Genomic DNA, 16,558 nt, shown 5'->3' with positions numbered 1-16,558 from the left:
GCCCGCGCCTGGGCCTACCATCGCGGCCATGAGCGACTACGACTTCGACCTCTTCGTCATCGGCGGTGGCAGCGGCGGCGTGCGCGCCGCGCGCATGGCCGCGCAGCGCGGCCAGCGCGTGGCCCTGGCCGAGGTGCTGGGCAACAGCGGCCTCGGCGGCACCTGCGTCAACGTGGGTTGCATTCCCAAGAAGCTGTACAGCTACGCCGCGCACTACAGCGAGGCCTTCGAGGAAGCCCGCGGCTTCGGCTGGCAATTGGGCGAAGCGCGCTTCGACTGGGCGACGCTCAAGGCCAACCGCGCCCAGGAAATCTCCCGCCTCAACAGCGTGTACGCCAACCTGCTCAGCGGCTCCGGCGTCACGCGCATGGACGGGTTCGCGCGGCTTGTCGGCGATCACGAGATCGAGCTCGCGACCCTGCACGCCGACGGCACGCCCGGCCACCAACGCTTCAGCGCCGCCCACGTCCTCATCGCCACGGGCGGCACGCCCCATGTGCCGCACTTCAGCGGGCGAGAGCACGTGATCACCAGCAACGAGGTGTTCGACCTCGAGCCCTTCCCGAAGCGCCTGCTCATCGTGGGCGGCGGCTACATCGCCTGCGAATTCGCGTCCATCTTCAATGGTCTGGGCGCGCGGGTCACCCAGCTCTACCGCGGCGAGCAGGTGCTGCGCGGCTTCGATGACGAGATTCGCCACTTCGCGTCGGCCGAGATCGCCAAGGCCGGCGTGGATCTGCACCTCAACGCCGGCGTGGTCGACATCCGCAAGTCCGACGACGGTCTGGTGGTGCGCTGCGAGGACGGCAACACCCTCACCGTGGACGCCGCGCTCTACGCCACCGGCCGCGTCCCCAACACCGAGGGGCTCGGCCTCGACGCCGTGGGCGTGGCCCTGGGCGCCAAGGGCGAGGTGATCGTCGACGAGCGCTATCGGACCAACGTGCCGCACATTTTTGCCGTGGGCGACGTGACCGACCGCCTGCAGCTCACGCCCGTGGCGCTGGGCGAGGCCATGGTGGTGGTGGACGAACTCTGCGGCCCCGCCCCTGGCAAGGCCCCGCGCGACATGAGCTACGACTTCGTGCCCACGGCCGTGTTCACGCACCCCAGCATCGGCACCGTGGGCCTGAGCGAAGCCCAGGCGCGAGAGCGCTTCGGCGACGTGACCATCTTCCGCAGCGAGTTCAAGGCCTTGAAGCACACGCTCTCAGGCCGCAACGAACGCACCCTGATGAAGCTGGTGGTGGACACGAAGACCGACCGCGTGGTGGGCCTGCACATGGTGGGCGCCGAGGCCGGCGAGATCGTGCAGGGCTTCGCCGTGGCGCTGAAGGCCGGTGCCACCAAGGCGGTGTTCGACAGCACCGTCGGCATTCACCCCACGGCGGCTGAAGAATTCGTGACCATGCGCGAGCCGGTCAAGCGTGCGGCCACCGGCTGAGCGGCCGGCGCGATTCCCGAGCCGAACAAGAATCGTGCATTCGCGTTATGGAATGGGGAACACCCCAGGGTGAGTATGTGGTGCCTTTACAGGACACCGCATGCCCATCCGTATCACGCCCCAGCCCTCCGACTCGTTCCGGCTTCTTTGCCTGGCGCTCTGCGCCGTGGCCGCCCTGTTGGCGACGCTGACCTTGCTGCAACGCGCTCGGGCGGATCAGGCCATGCTCATCGACGCCAGCAGCGCCACGCCCAGCAGTGTGTGCAACCACAGCCCCGGCGCCAGCCAGCGCAGATAGGCCCAACCGCCTGACGCGAACGCGGTAACGGATTTGCTACTCGCGTGCACCAAGAGCACCAGCATCAACGCATGACGCGCCGCGTCGCCGGGCGGCGCGTCGGCGAACACGGCGGCGACGGAGGCGTGCAGGTCGGCCAGCGCGCCCACCACGGCCCCCACGATCAGGCCGGTGTCGCCCAGCCAGCCTTGTAGGCCATGCACCAGCGCCTGGATGCCCACCAGCAGCGCCGCCACCGCCAGCGCGCCGCCCAGGCTGAACATGCGGTCCTCGCGCGGCGCCGGCAAGGCTTCGGTACGCGGCGTGGCGCCCGTCACCACCACGTCGCCGCCGTCTCCGCGCACCAACCACCAGCCCACGCCCAGCGCCAGCACCCCGGCCGCCAGCGCGGGCAGCCACAGTACCTCCAGCCAGGCCGGCCGCACGGCCGCCGCGACCAGCAGCAACTGCAGTTGCGTAGACACGCACGACAGCAGGCCGCCACCCGCCATGGCACGCGCGCTGGCCGCACCGCCGCGCACCGCCAGGCCCAGGCTGGCGATGGTGGCCGTGCTCGACACGAAACCCGACGCCAGTGAAGACAGCGCCACCGCGTGCCGCGTGGCCAGCAGGCGGCGCGCCAGGTGCGCGGCCGATTGAAGGGCCAGCAGCAAGGCCACCAGCGAGCCGATGCCGCGCGGGTTGAGCACCTCGCCCCACAGCGGCCGGTCGGGCAGCAGGGGCAGGCCCAGCAGCACCAGCGCCACCAGCAGCAGGCCGTCGCGCCCTTCGGCCGGGCGCAACCAGTGCGTCACGAAGCGGTGGGCTCGCTCGCGCACCGCCAGCACCACGGTGAGCCCGGCCGCCAGCCCCGCGGCGAGCATGGCGCTGTGCGCGCTGAGTACGCCCACCAGATAAATCAGCAGCAGCGCCACCTCGGTCGTCACGCCGGGGTCGTCGGAGCGGTCCTTCAGGTAGGCCACCACGCCCAGGCCCGCGATGAAGGCCGCACCCGCCACCACCACGCCATTGAGCCCGGTGAGCGCCGCCGCGGCGCCCGTGACGCAGGTGAGCGCGAAGCTGCGCAGGCCGGCCAGCGCGCGCGCGGGCCCCTGGCCCTTGCGCCGCTCGCGTTCGATGCCCACCAGCAGGCCGCAGCCCAGCGCCACGGCCAGCGTGGCGGCCGCGTGGGACAGGTCAGCAGAAATCAGGCCGTTCACTTCACAATAGCCGCATGCAAAAGACGCCCGAATTTACCGCCCCCCAGCGCTTCGACGACCCGGACGCCGCGCTCGAGCAGGTGCGCCGCATCTACCAGAACAGCGTGGAGTTCCTGCGCCAGGCGCTGCACGACTACGTCAACGGTGCCGATTTCCACGACGTGCGCGTGCGCGCCTGCTACCCCTATGTGCGGCTGGTAAGCCACAGCAACCTGCGCCTGGGCGAAGGCGCCGACGAGCTGGGCCGCCAGCGCCTGAGCTACGGCTTTGTGGCCGGCCCTGGCCGCTACGAGACCACGCTCACGCGGCCGGACCTGTACGGCGACTACTACCGCGAGCAGTTCCGCCTGCTGCTGGCCAACCACGGCGGCGAGATCGAGGTGGGCACCAGCACGCAACCCATCCCGATCCACTTTTCCTTCGCCGAGCACGACCACGTGGAAGGCCAGATGAGCATGACGCGCCGGGCCTTCATGCGCGACGTGTTCGACCTGCCCGACCTCACCGCCATGGACGACGGCATCGCCAACGGCACCCACGTGCCGGGTCCCGGCGAGGCGCACCCGCTGTCGCTGTTCACCGCGCCGCGCGTGGACTATTCGCTGCAGCGCATGCGCCACTACACCGGCACCTCGCCCGACTGGTTCCAGAACTTCGTGCTGTTCACCAACTACCAGTTCTACATCGACGAGTTCATCAAGCTCGGCCACGCCGAGATGGACAAGCCCGACAGCCCGTACGTCGCCTTCATCGAGCCGGGCAATGTGGTCACCAGGCGCACCGGCCTGCCGCACGTGGCAGGCGACGAACTCGGGCATGCACCGCCGCGCCTGCCGCAGATGCCGGGCTACCACCTCATGCGCGAGGACCGCAGCGGCATCACCATGGTCAACATCGGCGTGGGCCCGGCCAACGCCAAGAACATCACCGACCACATCGCCGTGCTGCGCCCGCACGCCTGGCTGATGCTGGGCCACTGCGCGGGCCTGCGCACCACGCAGCAACTGGGCGACTACGTGCTGGCCCACGCCTACGTCCGAGAAGACCATGTACTCGACGAGGAACTGCCGCTGTGGGTGCCGATCCCGGCGCTGGCCGAAATCCAGCTCGCGCTGGAGGCCGCGGTGGCCGATGTGACCGGCGTGCCTGCGGCCGAGCTCAAGCGCATCATGCGCACCGGTACCGTGGCCAGCACCGACAACCGCAATTGGGAGCTGCTGCCCAACAACATGCCGCAGTTGCGCTTCTCCCAGTCGCGCGCGGTGGCGCTGGACATGGAGTCGGCCACCATCGCCGCCAACGGCTTTCGCTTCCGCGTACCCTACGGCACCTTGCTGTGCGTGAGCGACAAGCCCTTGCACGGCGAGATCAAACTGCCCGGGATGGCCAACCACTTCTACCGCGAGCGCGTGGACCAGCACCTGCGCATCGGCATCCGTGCGGTGGAGTTGCTGCGCGAAGGTGGCGTGAACCAGTTGCACAGCCGCAAGCTCAGGAGCTTCGCGGAGGTAGCGTTCCAATAAGGAGAAGCCGCATGGCCACCACCCGACGCAAGTTCATCCTCGGCACGCTCGGCATCACCGGCGCCCTGGTCATCGGCTGGGGCCTGATGCCGCCGCGTCAGCGGCTCACCACCTCGCAGCCACTGCCTACCAGTGAAGGCGAGGTCGCCTTCAACGGCTGGGTCCGGATCGCGCGCGACGGCGAGGTGACCGTGACGCTGGCCAAGAGCGAGATGGGTCAGGGCGTGGTCACCTCGCTTTGCATGCTGCTGGCCGAGGAACTCGACGCCGACTGGTCGCGCGTGCGCTGGCAGCAGTCGCCCATCGACAATATCTACAACAACATCGTCAGCGTGGTGGATGGCCTGCCGGTGCACCCCGACACCGACAACTTCGCCGTCGACACCGTGCAGTGGCTCACCGCCAAGACCATGCGCGAGATCGGCGTGATGATGACCGGCGGCTCGTCGAGCGTGAAGGACCTGTGGCGGCCCATGCGCCAGGCCGGCGCGTCCGCGCGTGAGATGCTGGTGGCCGCCGCCGCCGCGCAATGGGGCATCGCGCCTGCCGACTGCCAGACCGAGAACGGCGAGGTGATCGCGCCCGATGGCCGCCGCCTGGGCTACGGCGCGCTGGCCGCCGCGGCGGCCCAGCAAGCGCTGCCACGCGACCCCGCGCTGAAAGCCCCCGTGCGCTTCAAGCGCATCGGCCAAGCCACGCGGCGCCTGGACACGCCCGGCAAGATCGACGGCAGCGCGCGCTTCGGCATCGATGCCTTGCCCCAGGGCCTGCTGTACGCCAGCGTGCGCATGTGCCCCACGCTGGGCGGGCGCGCGCAACGCCACGACGCCGCGCCCGCGCGCGCGGTGCGCGGCGTGAAGGCCGTGACGGCGGTGGAGCCGCTGCGCGGCGGCACGGGCGGCGTGGCGGTGATCGCCGATCACCCCTGGCGCGCACGGCAGGCCGCCGACCAGCTGGACGTGACCTGGGATCACGGCGCGCTGGCCGACTTCAGCAGCGCCCCCGCCATGCAGCGCCTGGCCGACGCCGCGCGCGACGAGCGCGGCTTTGCCTTTTTCGAAACCGGCGAGGTGGACGCCGCGCTCGCGGGCGCGGCCAAGCGCATCGAGGCCGAGTACCGCGCGCCCTGGCTCGCGCACGCGGCGATGGAGCCCATCAACTGCACCGTGCTGTTCGAAGGCAACAAGGCCACGGTGTGGGTGTCCACCCAGGTGCCCGGCCTGGCCCGTGCGGCGGCGGCCGAGGCCCTGGGCCTGCCCGATGAGGCCGTGACCGTGCACGTGCTGATGCTGGGCGGCGGCTTCGGCCGGCGGCTGGAAGTGGACTTCATCGCGCAGGCCGCCGCCATCGCCAAGGCGGTGCCGGGCCAGCCGGTGCAGACGATGTGGAGCCGCGAGCAGGACACGCGCCACGACCTGTACCGCCCCGCCTGCGTGGCGCGCTTCGAGGCCGGCTTCGACGCCGCCCAGCGCCTCGTGGCCTGGAAGAACACCAGCGCGGGCCAGGCCATCGTGCCGCAGGTGTTGAAGCGCGCTTTCGGCCTGCCCGGCGGCGGGCCCGACAAGACCACGAGCGAAGGCGCCTTCGACCAGGCCTACGAGTGGCCGGCCGCGCGCATCGCGCACGCGGCGGTGGAGCTGCCGCTGCAGGTGGGCTTCTGGCGCTCCGTGGGCCATTCGCACCAGGCCTTCTTCAAGGAAGGCTTCGTCGATGAGTGCGCGCACGCGGCCGGCGTCGACCCGCTGGCCTTTCGCGAATCGCTGTTGCGCCAGCACCCGAAACAGTTGGCCGTGCTGCAAGCCGCGGCGAAGGCCGCGAACTGGGGTTCGCCTTCGCCGGCCGCGCCCGATGGCGCCCGGACCGCGCGCGGCATCGCCCTGCACGACTCCTTCGGCTCCAGCGTCGCGCAGGTGGCCGAGGTCTCGCTCGGGCCCGACAAGGCCATCCGCGTGCACCGCGTGTGGTGCGCCATCGACTGCGGCCTCGCGGTCAACCCGGCGGGCATTCGCCAGCAGTTGGAAGGGGGCGTGGTGTTCGGCCTGTCGGCCGCGCTGCACGGTGGCGTGGACATCGTCGATGGCCAGGTGCAGCAGAGCAACTTCCACGACCAGCAAATCCTGCGGCTCAACGAATCGCCGCGCGTGGAGTGCGTGATCCTGCCTGGCAACGGCCACCCCGAGGGCGTGGGCGAGCCCGGCGTGCCACCCATCGCGCCCGCCGTGGCCAACGCGCTCTTTGCGCTCACGGGCCAGCGCCTGCGCAGCCTGCCGCTGAAACTTGCCTGAGGAGTTCACGATGACCACCACGCTCAAGGTCAACGGCCGCGATGTCACCGTCGACGCCGATCCCGACACGCCCCTGCTCTGGGTGCTGCGCGCCGACCTGCAGCTCACCGGCACCAAGTTCGGCTGCGGCATGTCGCTGTGCGGCGCCTGCACGGTGCACGCCAATGGCGCCGCCATCCGTTCGTGCACCACGCTTCTGAAGGACGTGGCGGGGCAGGACATCACCACCATTGAAGGCGTGCAAGGCCCCGAGATCGCCGCCCTGCGTGCGGCCTGGACCACCGTGGACGTGGTGCAGTGCGGCTACTGCCAGAGCGGCCAGCTCATGAGCGCCTGCGCGCTGCTCAAGGCCAACCCGCGGCCCGACGCCGACGCGATCCGCGCGGCCATGAGCGGCAACCTGTGCCGCTGCGGCACCTACCAGCGCATCGAGGAAGCCATCGCACTCGCCGCGACACCGCGCTGATCCCCCACTGGCCCGCCGGGATGGCCACTCCCGGGCATTCATCCAGAAACCGGATGAATTGATCCGAACAATCGAATTCACAGCGGGTGCCGCCTGACCTAGATTCGCGTCAGGAGACACACATGACTGAGCGTTCGAGCCTGATGATCGGCTGCGCGGCCGGCTTCTCGGGCGACCGCACCGACGCCGCCCTGCCCGTGGTGCGCGAGCTGATCGCGCGGGGACAGGCGTCCGTGCTGATATTCGAGACCCTGGCCGAACGCACGCTGGCGCTGGCGCAATTGGCGCGCCGCGGCAACCCCGACCTGGGTTACGAGCCCCTGCTGGACGAACTGCTGACGCCCGTGCTGGCGCTGTGCCTGGCGCACCGCATCCGCATCGTCAGCAACTTCGGCGCCGCCAACCCGCTCGGCGCCGCGCGCCGCATCCGAGCGCTGGCGAAGGAACTGGGGCTGCGCCGCCCCCGCATCGCTGTGGTGCATGGCGACGACGTGAGCGGGGTGCAACATCGCGCCCTGCTGGAGCGCTCGCTGGGCCGGGCCATGCCCTGCGAGCCGCTGGTGAGCGCCAACGCCTACATCGGTGCCGCGCCCATCGCCGAGGCGCTGGTGGCTGGGGCCGACATCGTGGTCTGCGGCCGCGTGGCCGATCCTTCGCTGGTGCTGGGCCCGGCACTCGCGCACTTCGGCTGGCGCCCGGACGACTGGACCCGCCTGGCCCGCGCCACCATGGCGGGCCACCTGCTGGAGTGCGGCGCGCAGGTCTGCGGCGGTTACTTCGCCGACCCCGGCTACAAGGACGTGGCGGGCCTGGCCTCGCTGGGCTACCCCATCGCCGAGATCGACGACAGCGGCGATTGCACCATCAGCAAGCCCGAGGGCAGTGGCGGCCGCATCGACGAGCGCACGGTCAAGGAACAACTGCTGTACGAACTGCACGACCCTTCGGCCTACCTGACGCCGGACGTCGTCGCCGACATCACCACCGCGCGCGTGCGCCAGGTCGGCCCCGACCGCGTGCGGCTCGAGGGCGTGAGCGGCCACCCCCGGCCGCCGACCCTCAAGGTCAACGCCTGTTTCGAAACGGGCTGGTTCGCCGAGGGCGAGATCTCCTACGCCGGCGCGCGGGCGGTGGCGCGCGCGCGCCTGGCCGCGCAGGTGCTGCAGGAACGCCTGGCCGACGCCGGCCCCCTGCGCGTGGACCTGATCGGCGTGACCAGCGTGCTTGGCGACGACAGCAGCCGCTGGCTGGACGACCCGTTGGACGAAGGCGTTCGCGACGTGCGCCTGCGCGTGGCCCTGCAGCAGCGCGATCGCGCGCAGGCCGAGCGCCTGGTGCGCGAAGTCACGGCCCTGTACTGCTGCGGCCCCGCGGGCGGCGGTGGCGTGCGCACCGCCATCCGCCCGCGCCTGGGCATGGTCTCCTGCCTGGTGCCGCGCGAGGCGGTGTCGGTGGGCCATGCCATGGTGGATGAGTTGCAGCAGGAGGCCCGGTCATGAACACGTCGATCGAACAGGCCCGACAGACCGTGCCGCTGTACCGCCTCGCGCACAGCCGCACCGGCGACAAGGGCAACCGCTCCAACATCAGTGTGATCGCCTGGCACCCGGCCCTGTGGGACCTGCTGGTCGAGCAGGTCACCGAAGACGCTGTGGCCCGTCACTTCGCCGCGCGCCGGCCCAGCGCCGTGCGCCGCTACCTGCTGCCGCAACTGCACGCCATGAACTTCGTTCTCGACGACGTGCTCGACGGCGGCGTGAACGACTCGCTCAACCTTGACAGCCACGGCAAGGCCTTGTCCTTCCTGATGCTGGATCTGCCGGTCACCGTGCCGGATGCCCTGCGCACCCACCTCGTGGGCGGCCCCTGAGCCGACCCCGGGCTTCTTCACCCATCGACCAAGGAGACAGACACATGAACACCAAACTCACGCGCCGCCACGGCCTGCTGGCCTGCGCCCTCACTGCCCTGTTGGGCGCGGCCCCCGCCTGGGCCCAGGCACCGGCCTACCCCTCGCGGCCCATCACCTTCGTCGTGCCCTTCGCGGCGGGCAGCGCCACCGACCAGCTCGCGCGCGCGTTGGGCCAGTCCGTCAGCACCGAAACCGGTCAGCCCGTGGTGATCGAGAACAAGGCCGGCGCCAGCGGCGCGATCGCCGCCTCGGCCGCGGCCAAGGCCGCCGCCGACGGCTACACGGTGCTCATCACCACCAACACCACGCACGCGGCCAACGAGCATCTCTACAAGAAGTTGAGCTACGACCCGGTGAAGGATTTCGCGCCCATCACCGCGCTGGGCAAGGGCGGCCAGGTGATGGTGGTCACCACCGCCTCCCCGTTCAAGACCGTGGGCGACGTGATCGCCGAGGCGCGCAAGTCGCCGGGCAAGCTCAACTTCGGCAGCGGCAGTTCGTCGAGTCGCATCGCGGGCGAGCTGTTCCAGCAGATGGCCAAGGTGCAGATCCTGCACGTGCCCTACAAGAGCAACCCCAACGCGATCACCGACCTGCTGGGCGGCCAGATCAACATGATGTTCGCCGACATGTCCACGGGCGTGCCGCAGATCCAGGGCGGCAAGCTGCGCGCGCTCGGCGTGACGGCCAGCAAGCCGTCGCCGATGCTGCCGGGCGTGCCCACCATCGCCGAGGCCGGTGTACCTGGCTACGAGATGGGCTACTGGTTCGCAGCCTACGCGCCGGCGGGCACACCCGAGGCCGTGGTCAAGCGCCTCAACGAGCTGCTGGTGCGCGCCACGGCCAGCCCCGCCGCCAAGGGCTTCTTCGAGGCCAGCGGCTCGGAAGCCTTCACCAGCTCGCCCGACGGGCTGGCGCGCTTCCAGGCCGCGGAAACCCGCAAGTGGGGCGACATCATCAAGGCCGCCGGCATCCAGGCCGAGTGAACGCCCGCGCGCCCGACGGTCGCGTCACCAGGGTCAGGCCCGCCGGGGCCTGACCTTCGACGCGGCGAGCTTGGCGTTCTCGCGCGCGCGCTCCACGTCCGCATCACGCGCCAGCGCCACGCCCATGCGGCGCTTCTCGAAGCTCTCGGGCTTGCCGAACAGGCGCAGTTCGGTGCCGGGCACGCGCAGGGCCTCGTCCACGCCGTCGAAGGCGATGCCCTGTGCCTCCACACCACCGTAGATCACGGCGCTGGCGCCCGGGCTCTTGAGCGTGGTGTCCACCGGCAGGCCGAGGATGGCGCGCGCGTGCAGCTCGAACTCGTTCTGCCACTGCGTGGTCATGGTGACCATGCCCGTGTCGTGCGGGCGCGGGCTCACCTCGCTGAACCACACCTGGTCGCCCGCCACGAACAGCTCCACGCCGAACAGGCCCTGCCCGCCCAGGTTGTCGGTGATGGCCTTGGCGATCTCGCGGCTCTTTTGCAGCGCCACCGCGCTCATGGGGTGCGGCTGCCAGCTCTCCACGTAGTCGCCCGCCACCTGCACATGGCCGATGGGATCGCAGAAGTGCGTCTCGGGCTCGCCGTTGGCGCCCAACGCGCGCACGGTGAGCAGGGTGATCTCGTAGTCGAAGCGGATGAAGCCCTCCACGATGATGCGGCCGTGGCTCACGCGGCCTCCGGCCATGGCGTAGTCCCAGGCCTTTTGCACGTCGTCCGGGCCGTCGATCTTGCTCTGCCCCTTGCCGCTGCTGCTCATCACCGGCTTGACGATGCAGGGGTAGCCGATGCCGCTGTCGATGGCCGCCTGCAATTCCTGCAGCGAGTCGCAGAACTGGTAGGGGCTGGTCGGCAGCCTCAGGGTTTCGGCGGCCAGGCGGCGGATGCCCTCGCGGTCCATGGTGAGCCGCGCGGCGCGTGCGGTGGGGATCACGCGCACCACACCCGCGGTCTCCAGTTCCTGCAGCATGGGCGTGGCGATGGCCTCGATCTCCGGCACCACCAGGTGCGGGCGCTCGCGCTCGATCAAGGCCTTGAGCTGGGCCGGGTCGCTCATGGCGATGGTGTGCGCGCGGTGCGCCACTTGGTGACCGGGCGCGTTTTCGTAGCGGTCGACGGCGATGGTCTCAACGCCCAGGCGTTGAAGGGCGATGAGCACCTCCTTGCCAAGCTCTCCGCTGCCCAGCAGCATGACTTTGGTGGCCGAGGGCGACAGCGGTGTGCCGAGCGTGGTCATGGGCAATGTCCTGATGAAAGAAGGGTTCAGAGCGCGGCACCCATGGCCTCGCCCAGGCGCACGGGCCGCGCGGCGGTCCAGTCCGGGTTCAAGGCAATGGTGTCCGGCGGCCAGAGCAGCACGACGGTAGAGCCGAGCAGGAAGCGGCCCATCTCGGCACCCTTGTCCAGGTGCACGGGCGCGTCGTCGTAGCGCCACTCGCGCACGGTGCCGGGGCGCGGCGGGTTCACCACGCCGTGCCAGGTGGTGGCCATGCTGCCCACGATGGTGGCGCCCACCAGCACCAGCGCGAACGGCACAGTGCGGTCGCCTACGGGCATGTCGAACACGCACACCACGCGCTCGTTGCGCGCGAACAGCCCCGGCACGCCCGCGGCCGTGGCCGGGTTCACCGAGAACAGATCGCCCGGCACGTACAACATGCGGCGCAGCGTGGCCGCCGCGGGCATGTGGATGCGGTGGTAGTCGCGCGGGCTGAGGTAGATGGTGGCGAAGCGGCCACCCTGGAAGGACTGCGCCAGTGCGGCATCGCCGCCCAGCAGCGTGCGCGTGTCGTAGTCATGGCCCTTGGCCTGGAAGATGCGGTCGCCCTCGATGCGGCCGAGCTGGCTGATCGCGCCGTCCACGGGGCAGACGAAGGCCGCGTCGGCCAAGGGGCGCGCGCCGGGCTTCAGGGCGCGCGTGAAGAAGTGATTGAAGGTCTCGTAGGCGGTAGGGTCGGGGTTCGCGGCCTCGGCCATGTTCACCTGGTAGCGCGCGATGAAGCGGCGAATGGCCCACTGGGTGATGGCCCCCGCGCGCGCGCGGGCGAAGGCCCCAGCCAGGCGCGTGAGCGCCAGCTTGGGCAAGAGGTATTGGAATTGGACGGCCAGCGACATGGGTGGCGGATTGTAAAAGTGGAACCCGTGGGGGTTTGTCTGGGCGGGCACAATGATCCGGATGAGCACACCTCTGTTCGAAGCCGCCGGGCTGGTCAAACGCTACGGCGAGAACACGGTGGTCAACGGCGTGGACTTCGCCATCCACCCCGGCGAATGCCTCGGCGTCATCGGTCCCAACGGCGCCGGCAAGACCACCACCATCCGCATGTGTCTGGGCCTCACCGCGCCCGATGCGGGGCACATCCACGCCTTCGGCATGGACATGCCGCGCGACGCCATGGCCATCAAGGCGCAACTGGGCGTGGTGGCGCAGATGGACACACTGGACCCGGACTTCAACTGCGCCGAGAACCTGCTGGTCTATGGCCGCTACTTCGGCCTGAAGGACGCGGTCATCCGCCCGCGCATCCCGAAGCTGCTGGAGTTCGCCGCGCTCACGCACAAGGCCACGGCCAAGCCGGGTGAACTGTCGGGCGGCATGAAGCGCCGCCTGAGCCTGGCGCGCGCGCTGGTGAACGACCCGCGCCTGCTCATGCTCGACGAGCCCACCACCGGCCTGGACCCGCAGGCCCGCCACCTGATGTGGGAGCGCCTGCAGGTGCTGCTGCAGCAGGGCAAGAGCATCCTGCTCACCACCCATTTCATGGACGAGGCGGAGCGCCTGTGCTCGCGCCTGCTGGTGCTGGACCACGGCCGCAAGATCGCCGAAGGCCGCCCGCGCGCGCTGATCGCCGAGCACCTGGAGCCCGACGTGGTGGAGGTCTACGGCCCGGGCGCGCTGAACCTGGCGCAGCGCGACGAACACGCCCCGATGCGCGCCCTGGCCGCGCGCGTGGAAGTGAGCGGCGAGACCGTGTTCTTCTACACCGCCCAGGCACAGCCTCTGCTGGCCGCGCTGGCCGACCACCACCAACTGCGCACGCTGCACCGGCCCGCGAACCTCGAAGATCTGTTTCTGAAGCTCACCGGCCGCCAAATCAGGGAAGACGGATGACCACGACCACCCTCACCCCCATCAACTCCTGGTCCCCGCCGCGCCTGTCCTGGCGTTGGTGGCCGGTGTTCCTGCGCAACCTGCTGGTGTGGCGCAAGCTGGCCCTGCCCAGCGTGGTGGCCAACATCGCCGAACCCCTCATCTGGCTGGTGGCCTTCGGCTACGGGCTGGGCGCGTTGGTCGGCACGGTGAACATGGGCACGGCCGGCGGCGGCTCGGTGGCGGTGCCCTACATCCTGTTCCTGGCCAGCGGCAGCATCTGCATGAGCGCCATGAACGCGGCCACCTTCGAGGCCTTGTACTCGGCCTTCTCACGCATGCACGTGCAAAAGACCTGGGACGGCATCATGAACGCGCCGGTGCGCCTGGACGACGTGGTGCTGGCCGAGATGTTGTGGGCCGGCTTCAAGGCCTTGTTCACCGTCACGGTGATCCTGCTGGTGATGCTGGGCCTGGGCATCACGCACTCGCCCAAGCTGCTGGTGGCCTGGCCGGTGCTGGGGCTCGTGGGCATCACCTTCTCCTGCATCGCGCTGGTGTTCAACGCGCTGGCCAAAGGCTACGACTTCTTCAGCTATTACTTCACGCTGGTGATCACGCCCATGATGTTCCTGTCGGGCGTGTTCTTCCCCCGCGAACAGCTGCCCGCGCCGGTGCTGCTGTTCTCCGATCTGTTGCCCTTGACGCACGCGGTGCAACTGGTGCGCCCGCTGTTCCTGGACCAGTGGCCCACCGACGCGGCGCTGCACCTGGCGGTGCTGGTGGTGTACGCGGTCGGCGCGTTCTGGCTGGCCCTGGCCCTGACGCGCAAACGCTTCGCGCGCTGAGGGCCGCCGGGCGGCGGCGGCCCGGGGCTGGCTCAGTGAACGGCGCTCAGGCCGGGCTGTGCCTCGGCATAGGTCTCGATGCCGCTGTCCATGAACTCCTCTTCATCGATCGCGGCGTCGAACTCGCGGATCGTGGTGTTGAACAACGTGGGGATCAGCGGCTTGTCCAGCGGGCGGCAGACGCGGCCACGCAGGCCCCGCAGCGGCTGGCTGCTCTCCATGGCGTTGATGACGGCTTCCGGGTCCAGCATCATCACGAAGGGGTTGGTGCGGTTGGCGAAGGAGTTCATGGCGGGCTTTCGGGAATCGGGTGAGACGGAGGGTGTGTCGATGGAAACAAACTGTATCGATGCCCTCCGGGGGCGTTAAGTCGGCGCCTCGCCATCCCGCGTGTAGGAAGTTTCCCGACAGATGTCGGGATTCCTCCACCCATGCGTTTGTGACGAAAGTCACGCCCACTGGCGCGAGCGGTCGGTAGCGCTCCCTGGCCGGTCAAGCTACCCCCGCCCCGTATGTCACTTTCCCTGCACCCATGATTCGCGCCGCCCGCAATGGGCGGATGCAAATCAAGGAGCGGAAATGAGCGTATGGGTGAAGTGGTCGCGCACCACCAGTGTGTGGATGGCGGTGGCATTGAGCGCCTGTGGCGGTGGGGGCCGCGAAGTGGGGGTTTCCGAGAACCCACCACCCGCCGCGGCATCCGCAACCCGCCTCACAAACGAAGGCATCTGGGGTTGGGAGTACAGCGACACGTTCAGCGCCGTCTTCGTCGTCCCGGCGCAAGGTGACAGCTGGGGCTTGCTGATCGACAGCACATCCGGCTCCCTCGTGCTGGAGGTGGCGCGGGGTCGGATGCTGGCCTTCCAGGGGCAGGCGATCAGCAGCCAACTCAGTGCCGTCGGCGCGGTGCCAGCGCAGAAGCGCGCGATCGGCTTGAATGGCGGCTTCACGCCCATGGCCAGCATGAACCTTACGCTGACACCGAACAACTACACCGGTGAACTGCAATACGACCCAAGCTATGACGTCGTTGTGCCTTTGTCCGGCGTGGCCACGACCTACGAGGCCGATCTCTACGCCGATGGTTACAAGGACAGCTTCGAAGTGAGCGTCGCTTCGGATGGCACCGTTGCATTGGCCAGCGTCACGCCCGGTTTCGAGCACTGCACGGGCAGCGGCCGACTGCAGCCCCAAGGCAGCACGGCCATCTTCGCGACCCGGCTCGACTTCACGGGTGCCGGATGCCTGCTGCCCGACGGCGTCACCATCGAAGGCGTTGCCCAGTACGACGGCGTGCTGCGCAAGCTCATCGCCTTCGGCATGGACCGCGACGCCAGCGTGGCCCTGCTGATGGACGCCAACCGCTGATCTTCACGGCCCGTGCCGCAGCGCTTCCACGCTGGCGCGCACCACTGCCTCCACGCTGCGGCTTTCCTTGAAGCGGTTGCGCAGGAAGCTGGCGTGGTTGCCCGCGTGGGCGGCCGTGCGCTCGATCTCGTCGAGCGCCCCCAGACTGTTGAGCGCCAGCGCGTGCGGCGTGAGCTCGCGCAGCGTGGCCAGCACGTCTTCGCGGATGCTGATCTGCTCGCGCGTCTTGGGGTTGACCATCATCCCGTCCAGGCCGAAGCGGCAGGCCTGGAAGCGGTTGTAGGTGTAGACGAGGTAGTCGTCTTCCTCGGGCGGGGGCTCGTTGCGCTCCAGCAGGTGGCGGCACAGCGCCTGCAGGTAGCAGGCCAGCGCGGCCGCGCGCTCCACCGTCAGCGGCGTGTCGCACACACGCAGCTCGATGGTGCCGTACTCGGGCTTGGGCCGGATGTCCCAGTAGAAGTCCTTCATGGACTTGACCACGCCCGTGCTTTCCATCTTGGTGAAGTACACGTTGGCGAACTCGTCCCACTTGAGCACGAAGGGCGCGCGCCCGCTCAAGGGGAAGGCGAATACCGAGTTCAGGCGCGCCGAGTCGAACAGCGTGTCCACGCCCTGCGAGAACGGCGAGGACGCGGACAGCGCGATGAAGTGCGGCACGTAGCGGTTGAGCGAGTGCAGCAGGAACAGGGCCTCGTCGGGTGAGGCGCAGCCAATGTGCACGTGCTGGCCGAACACGGTGAACTGCTTGGCCAGGTAACCGTACAGCCCCGAGAGCTGGTGAAAGCGCGGCTTGGAGAAGATGCGCTGCTCGAACCAGCGCTGGAAGGGGTGGGTGCCGCCGCCCGCGAGTTCGATGTTGAGGCGATCGCCCGCCGACACCAGCGTGTCGCGGATCTGTTGCAGTTGCAGCAACAGCGGCCCGTGCTCCGTGTGGATGCCGGTGGCGATCTCGATCATGCTCTGCGTCATCTCGGGCGTGACGACGCCTGGGAAGGGCTTGCGCGCGAGAAGGTCGAGCAGGTCGTTGGCGCTGCTGGAGAGGTCATGGTCGTAGCTGTTGACGAGCTGCAGCTCCAGCTCCACGCCCATGGTCAGCGAGTCGGACGCCTTGAAGGTTTCCAATGGCATGCGCGGGCTCC

At 69.5% G+C, this 16,558-nt stretch carries 15 protein-coding genes; 10 read left to right on the top strand and 5 right to left on the bottom strand.

All coding sequences use genetic code 11. From position 1 onward, the window contains the following. Positions 1-28 precede the first annotated feature (28 nt). The gene (gorA, locus tag BN948_RS08335; protein WP_009517068.1) at positions 29-1,444 is read left to right on the top strand and encodes a glutathione-disulfide reductase; all 1,416 of its coding nucleotides are present in this window, start codon (positions 29-31) and stop codon (positions 1,442-1,444) included. Between the two features lie 216 nt (positions 1,445-1,660). Here gorA and BN948_RS08330 read toward each other — a convergent pair whose 3' ends face one another. Further along, entirely contained in the window at positions 1,661-2,941 is a 1,281-nt protein-coding gene (locus BN948_RS08330; RefSeq protein ID WP_009517066.1) for an MgtC/SapB family protein, read from the bottom strand. A gap of 14 nt (positions 2,942-2,955) precedes the next feature. Between BN948_RS08330 and BN948_RS08325 the strand changes: the two genes are divergently transcribed. The 6 genes from BN948_RS08325 (at position 2,956) to BN948_RS08300 (ending at position 10,113) form a co-directional block, all read left to right on the top strand. After that, positions 2,956-4,464 (top strand): AMP nucleosidase, encoded by a 1,509-nt coding sequence (locus tag BN948_RS08325; protein ID WP_009517065.1) that lies wholly within the window; start codon positions 2,956-2,958, stop codon positions 4,462-4,464. Between the two features lie 11 nt (positions 4,465-4,475). Then, positions 4,476-6,749, top strand: coding sequence for a xanthine dehydrogenase family protein molybdopterin-binding subunit (locus BN948_RS08320; protein WP_009517064.1), 2,274 nt, complete (start codon positions 4,476-4,478; stop codon positions 6,747-6,749). A gap of 10 nt (positions 6,750-6,759) precedes the next feature. Next, positions 6,760-7,215, top strand: coding sequence for a (2Fe-2S)-binding protein (locus tag BN948_RS08315; RefSeq protein ID WP_009517063.1), 456 nt, complete (start codon positions 6,760-6,762; stop codon positions 7,213-7,215). Between the two features lie 122 nt (positions 7,216-7,337). After that, positions 7,338-8,714 carry an acyclic terpene utilization AtuA family protein gene (locus BN948_RS08310; protein ID WP_009517062.1) on the top strand — a complete coding sequence of 459 codons (1,377 nt, stop codon included), beginning with the start codon at positions 7,338-7,340 and terminating at the stop codon, positions 8,712-8,714. Continuing rightward, positions 8,711-9,085, top strand: coding sequence for an AtuA-related protein (locus tag BN948_RS08305; protein WP_009517061.1), 375 nt, complete (start codon positions 8,711-8,713; stop codon positions 9,083-9,085). The genes BN948_RS08310 and BN948_RS08305 overlap by 4 nt, the downstream gene beginning before the upstream one ends. Before the next feature lie 44 nt (positions 9,086-9,129). Beyond that, positions 9,130-10,113, top strand: a complete 984-nt coding sequence (locus BN948_RS08300; protein ID WP_009517060.1) for a Bug family tripartite tricarboxylate transporter substrate binding protein — start codon at positions 9,130-9,132, stop codon at positions 10,111-10,113. Between the two features lie 33 nt (positions 10,114-10,146). On the opposite strand, the gene purT is transcribed toward BN948_RS08300, so the two are convergent. Next, positions 10,147-11,349 carry a formate-dependent phosphoribosylglycinamide formyltransferase gene (purT, locus tag BN948_RS08295; protein WP_009517059.1) on the bottom strand — a complete coding sequence of 401 codons (1,203 nt, stop codon included), beginning with the start codon at positions 11,347-11,349 and terminating at the stop codon, positions 10,147-10,149. Positions 11,350-11,375: 26 nt separating this feature from the next. Next, entirely contained in the window at positions 11,376-12,227 is an 852-nt protein-coding gene (asd, locus tag BN948_RS08290; RefSeq protein ID WP_009517058.1) for an archaetidylserine decarboxylase, read from the bottom strand. 52 nt (positions 12,228-12,279) lie between these two features. Here asd and BN948_RS08285 point away from each other — a divergent pair, with 52 nt between their 5' ends. Both BN948_RS08285 and BN948_RS08280 read left to right on the top strand, forming a co-directional pair. Further along, positions 12,280-13,224 carry an ATP-binding cassette domain-containing protein gene (locus BN948_RS08285; protein ID WP_009517057.1) on the top strand — a complete coding sequence of 315 codons (945 nt, stop codon included), beginning with the start codon at positions 12,280-12,282 and terminating at the stop codon, positions 13,222-13,224. Next, entirely contained in the window at positions 13,221-14,051 is an 831-nt protein-coding gene (locus BN948_RS08280; protein WP_009517056.1) for an ABC transporter permease, read from the top strand. Before BN948_RS08285 ends, BN948_RS08280 begins: the two co-directional genes overlap by 4 nt. Positions 14,052-14,083: 32 nt before the next feature. Here the strand turns inward: BN948_RS08280 and BN948_RS08275 are convergent, their stop codons facing one another. Continuing rightward, complete coding sequence (locus BN948_RS08275) at positions 14,084-14,341, bottom strand: hypothetical protein (RefSeq protein ID WP_009517055.1); 258 nt, start codon at positions 14,339-14,341, stop codon at positions 14,084-14,086. Between the two features lie 289 nt (positions 14,342-14,630). On the opposite strand from BN948_RS08275, the gene BN948_RS08270 reads away from it, so the two are divergent. Further along, positions 14,631-15,419, top strand: a complete 789-nt coding sequence (locus BN948_RS08270) for a hypothetical protein (RefSeq protein WP_009517054.1) — start codon at positions 14,631-14,633, stop codon at positions 15,417-15,419. A 3-nt stretch (positions 15,420-15,422) separates the two neighbouring features. Here BN948_RS08270 and BN948_RS08265 read toward each other — a convergent pair whose 3' ends face one another. Further along, a complete protein-coding gene (locus tag BN948_RS08265) occupies positions 15,423-16,547 on the bottom strand; it encodes a YbdK family carboxylate-amine ligase (RefSeq protein WP_009517053.1) in 1,125 nt (374 codons plus the stop codon). Positions 16,548-16,558: the final 11 nt, after the last annotated feature.

Source organism: Hydrogenophaga intermedia, assembly GCF_000723405.1.
GTDB lineage: Bacteria > Pseudomonadota > Gammaproteobacteria > Burkholderiales > Burkholderiaceae_C > Hydrogenophaga > Hydrogenophaga intermedia.
Note: the sequence above shows the minus strand (reverse complement) of the source record. Positions and strands in the feature narration are given on the sequence as shown.